The 5,143-nt window shown below is 39.2% G+C and carries 4 protein-coding genes; 2 read left to right on the top strand and 2 right to left on the bottom strand.

The window, feature by feature from the left end; translation table 11 throughout:
* Together AC1DND_RS18785 and AC1DND_RS18780 are read right to left on the bottom strand one after the other, a co-directional pair.
* The coding region (locus AC1DND_RS18785; protein ID WP_477583936.1) for a 50S ribosomal protein L25 at positions 1–532 on the bottom strand (532 nt) is incomplete at its 3' end.
* Positions 533–689: 157 nt separating this feature from the next.
* On the bottom strand, positions 690–1,631 hold the full coding sequence (locus tag AC1DND_RS18780) for a ribose-phosphate pyrophosphokinase (RefSeq protein WP_029278327.1): 942 nt from the start codon (positions 1,629–1,631) through the stop codon (positions 690–692).
* 370 nt (positions 1,632–2,001) lie between these two features.
* Between AC1DND_RS18780 and AC1DND_RS18775 the strand changes: the two genes are divergently transcribed.
* Both AC1DND_RS18775 and AC1DND_RS18770 read left to right on the top strand, forming a co-directional pair.
* A complete protein-coding gene (locus AC1DND_RS18775; protein WP_477583934.1) occupies positions 2,002–2,859 on the top strand; it encodes a glycosyltransferase family 117 protein in 858 nt (285 codons plus the stop codon).
* Positions 2,860–2,877: 18 nt separating this feature from the next.
* Complete coding sequence (locus AC1DND_RS18770; RefSeq protein WP_477583932.1) at positions 2,878–5,028, top strand: DUF2723 domain-containing protein; 2,151 nt, start codon at positions 2,878–2,880, stop codon at positions 5,026–5,028.
* Positions 5,029–5,143 lie beyond the last annotated feature (115 nt).

The following is a 5,143-nucleotide window of genomic DNA, read 5'->3' as shown; positions in this document are numbered from 1 at the left end:
TTGCAACAGAAACGATAGTATCTTCAGGAGTGTTAGTGATCACATATTTTTGACCTTTAAGATCGCGAACACGGAATAAACTACCTACCTCTAATTTCTCTAAGCTTACTTCTACGTTTTGTGGCATATCAGCTGGTAATGCTTTAACACGTAGTTTACGTAATTTCTGGATTAATTTACCCCCCATTTTAACACCTGGAGAAGTTCCTGTTAATTTAACCGGGATCTCCATAACGATTTCTTTCTCGTCAAACAACTGAAGAAAATCGATGTGCATTAATACGTCGGTAAGTGGATGAAATTGAGTGTCTTTTACGATAGCTTTAGTTTTAGTACCGTTAACATCAATCTCCACAAAGTTYACATCCGGGGTATAAATAACATCTCTTAAGTCAGCAATAACTACAGCAAAGTGTTGTTGCTCTTTTCCACCATACAATACCGCCGGAACTTTACCTTCGTAACGAAGTTCCTTGGCATCGCGTTTCCCTACGTTCTCTCTTGGAGAACCGCTAATTGCGATTGTTTTCATTTTATTTTTATTTTATATTTATTAGTAGTCAGTATTAAGTATCGAGTTTCAAGACCTTAAGCCTTCAACCCGCTACCTTCCACCTTATTTAAACTCTTTTTATTGCTTGGCGTTCGGCGGCTGGCGTTTTAAGCGCTCATCGCAATAACGCTCAACGTTATACTCTAAACAGATCACTAATTGAACCGTGCTCGTTTACATTGGCAATTGCCCTTGCAAATAAACTGGCTGTGCTTAGCACCCTAATTTTCGGACTTTCCTGTTTCAACGGGATAGTGTCCGTAACGATTAACTCGGTTAATACCGAATTTTCTACCGTTTCTATTGCTTTGCCTGATAATACAGCGTGTGTACAAACCGCTCTAACACTTGCGGCACCGTTTTCCATAATCAAAGCCGCAGCTTTTGATAAGGTTCCGGCAGTATCGCAAATATCATCGATCAATACCACATCCTGTCCGGTTACATCACCAATAATCGACATCGATTCGATTTCGTTGGCACGTTTACGGCGTTTATCGCAAATAATTACCTCAGCGTTAAAAAACTTGGCAAAAGTACGTGCCCTGTACGAACCGCCCATATCTGGCGATGCAATAGTTAAGTTTTTTAAGCCCAAGCTTTTGATATAAGGCACAAAGATTACCGATCCATCTAAGTGATCAACCGGGATATCGAAGAAACCCTGTATCTGTGCAGCATGTAAATCCATCGTCATAATGCGGTGTATACCTGCTGATTTTAATAAGTTAGCTACCAATTTAGCACCGATTGCTACACGTGGTTTATCTTTTCTATCCTGGCGGGCCAAACCATAATAAGGAACAACTGCCGTAATATAATGTGCCGATGCTCTTTTCGCAGCATCAACCATTAGCAAAAGCTCCATTAAATTATCGCTGGGCTGATAAGTAGATTGGATTAGAAAAACATCGCTACCACGGATTGACTCATCAAAGGAAGGCTGAAACTCTCCATCACTGAATTTGTGAATGGTTACGCTACCAAGTGGCTTGCCGTAATGTTCGGCAATCTTAAGTGATAATCCCTTAGAACCTGTTCCGGAAAAAAGCTTTACCGGGTTAAACTGCAATGGCATGGGTTCGTGTAGTTTACGGTTAAAAAAAATCGGATCATGTCTATTTAAAACATGATCCGACATTAAATTTTAGTTGTCCGACCTGGATTCGAACCAAGACAAACGGTACCAAAAACCGTTGTACTACCCTTATACTATCGGACAAAAACTTATCAAGGATATTCTCCTCGAAAGGGAATGCAAATGTAGGAACCTTATTTTAAATATGCAAGAGTGATTTTAAAATATTTTTAATTTCTTTCCTGCTGTTCCTGTTTGCGATGCAAAGATAAAAAAATCATCATATAGCGTGCAACATTTTCTTTTTTTATGCGACTTTTTTTACTACGAACCACTTAAATCATTTATTATCAAAGACTAAAATTAAACTATGAATTACTCAAGGATCAACACCATTGGAGGCTGGCTCTGTTTTATCGTTGCCGCGCTCACCTACATCTTAACTTTAGATCAATCTGTAAGTTTCTGGGATTGTGGCGAATTTATTTCTTCGGCTTTCCGAATGGAGGTAGTTCACCAGCCCGGTGCTCCAATAGTCTCCATGATCCAGAGGTTGTTTTCGGCACTCGCTTTTGGCGATAAAACTAAAGTTGCCTATTTTGTTAATATATCTTCGGCACTTGCCAGCGCAGGCACCATCCTCTTTTTGTTTTGGACCATTACCGCACTGGCCAAGAAAACGGTCATTAAAAAAAGCGAAGAAATCACCAACCAAAAAATCATCGGCATTATGGGTGCAGGTTTTGTTGGGGCCTTGGCTTATGCCTTTTCTGATAGTTTTTGGTTTTCGGCAGTGGAAGCAGAGGTTTACGCCATGTCGTCGCTTTGTAGCGCCATTGTATTTTGGGGCATATTAAAATGGGAATCGCAGGCTGATGAACCTAAATCAGACCGGTGGTTGCTTTTTGTGGCATACATCATGGGCATTTCTATCGGTGTACATATTCTAAATCTGCTAACCATCCCTGCATTGATATTTGTTTATTATTTTAAAAAGAATCCTTCTCCTAACTGGCAAAGTGTGTTAAAAGTATTTCTTATTTCAATCGCTGTATTGGCAGTGGTACAGTTCGGCATTATTCAGTACGTGGTATCTTTTGCGGCAAATTTCGATTACTTTTTTGTGAATACAATGGGCCTGGGTTTTGGATCGGGTGTATTATTTTTTGCCATTTTAGTAATTGGAAGTCTGGTTTACGGCATCCGCTATTCCATCCTCAAAAATTAAAGGGTTTTAAACCTGGCCATGTTGTTCACTGTTTTATTGCTATTTGGATACAGCTCTTTTGCCCTACTCATTATCAGGGCACAGGCCAAACCAAATTTAAACAATACCGATCCAGAGAATGCTTTTAATTTTCTGAGTTATGTAAACCGTTCGCAATACGGAGACAGGCCTTTATTATATGGCGAAAATTATAATTCTGAAAAGATCGACATTAAAGAAAGCGGAAAACTTTACAGAAAAGGAGAAACAAAATATGAATCAGCAGGAACAAAATCCGACTATGTTTTTGGAGATAAAACTTTAGCTCCACGCATGTACAGTGATAAACCCGAACACATTAGGTTTTACAAAAGTTACATGGGTTTTGATGATGAGTACAAACCTACCTTGATGGACAACTTAAAATATATGTTATCTTTTCAAACGGGACAAATGTACATGCGTTATTTCATGTGGAATTTTGTGGGCAGGCAAGACAATGAAGATGGGCAATTTGGCGGGAAAGATGGCAATTGGCTCAGTGGCATTAAACCTTTGGATGCGATCAGGCTTGGTGATCAGAAAAACCTTCCGCCATCGATTGTAGAAAACAAAGCGTACAACAGGTTTTTCTTTTTGCCGCTGATTATCGGTTTGATCGGCGCGGTTTGGCACTTTAAACGTAACCAGAAGGATGCAGGTATTATTGGTTTACTATTTGTTTTTACTGGTATTGCCATTGTAGTTTATCTCAACTCAGTTCCGATTGAGCCACGTGAAAGGGATTATGCCTATGTTGGTTCGTTTTATGCCTTTGCCATCTGGATCGGTTTAGGTGTATTTGGATTAAAAGACTTTATCTTCAAAAAACTAACGCCTGTGCGGGCCAGTATTTTTGCTTCGATTATTGCCTTGTTCGGTGCGCCGATTATTATGGCCAATCAGGGATGGGACGATCACGACCGTTCTGATAGCCATGTAGCCAGAGATATGTCTGTCAATTACCTAAAATCGTGCGCGCCCAATGCAATTTTGTTCACTTATGGCGACAATGATACCTATCCGGTTTGGTATGCGCAGGAAGTAGAAAACATCCGTCCGGATGTGCGTGTGGTAAATCTAAGTTTATTCACTGCCGATTGGTACATAGACGGAATGAAAAGAAAGCAAAATCAATCAGCGCCGCTTCCTTTAACGATTAAGCGCAATCAATATGTTGCTGGTACACGCGATATTATGTACTATCAGGATTATAAAATCGCCCAGCATATTGAGTTACAGGAAATTTTAGACGTGCTTCTATCTGATCATGACGAAGATAAAGTAACCATGAACGATGGTTCTAAATACAATGTGTTACCAACCAAAAACCTTAAACTGGCGGTAAGTCCACAGCAGGTTTTGGATACCGGAACCGTGCCCAAAGAAGATGCAGGCAAAATTGCAAGCAGTATGGAGTGGGCTTTTAACCAAAATTATGTTACGAAAGGGACATTGGCCTTGTTTGATATTTTGGTACACAATAATTGGGAGCGACCGATTTATTTTACTGGGGCAATGCCAGATGAGCAATACGTTGGGCTAAACAAATACCTTTATGTGGAAGGATTAAATAAAAGATTATTGCCTTTGAAACCAGATACGGCAATTACACAAGATTTTGACCGTGTAAACCTGAAACCGATGTACAACAATATGATGAATGTTTATGGTTTTGGCAACATTAAATACGCCAACCATTTAGACAGGCAATCTGCTGATGATGTAACCATGTTCTCGAATATATTTAACGGTTTATTAACCGGCCTGATAAACGAAGGTAAAATTACCGAAAGCAAAAAATTGGCTAATAAATATTTTGAGGTAATTCCTGCTAAATTTTACAGTATGCGCCAGGTAATGAGCACTTATTATTTCACCGAAAACCTTTATCGTTTAAATGATTTAAACCGTGCAAATGCAATGATCAAAAAAACTGCCGATTACGTGGGCAGGGAATTAATCCATCTTGCTGATGTTTCAGAAAGCAAAAACCAGCTATCATCTGAGCAGGATGTACGTTTCTACCTTGGCTATTTAGGACAAATGGTAAAATTAACCGAGGTTTTTAAACAAGCTGAGCTAAGCAAAAGCCTTGAAAAAAAATACAATGATCTGATTGTAAGGTTTACCCCATTTGCAGCGGGTTAAGCTAAAAACATTCTAAATTTTAACCCATAGGCAGATTTCACCTTTCTGCTTATGGGTTTTTGCTTCTCAAATAAATTAAAATCCTTTATGTTAAAGGCCTTAAGCCGTTAAAAAT

The sequence above is a fragment of the Pedobacter sp. 01N416 genome (genome assembly GCF_056399685.1).
Note: the sequence above shows the minus strand (reverse complement) of the source record. Positions and strands in the feature narration are given on the sequence as shown.

Bases quoted from the DNA above. Each gene is read 5' to 3' on its own strand.
- AC1DND_RS18780 (WP_029278327.1), bottom strand. From the start codon at position 1,631: ATGCCATTGCAGTTTAACCCGGTAAAGCTTTTTTCCGGAACAGGTTCT.
- AC1DND_RS18775 (WP_477583934.1), top strand. From the start codon at position 2,002: ATGAATTACTCAAGGATCAACACCATTGGAGGCTGGCTCTGTTTTATC.
- AC1DND_RS18770 (WP_477583932.1), top strand. From the start codon at position 2,878: ATGTTGTTCACTGTTTTATTGCTATTTGGATACAGCTCTTTTGCCCTA.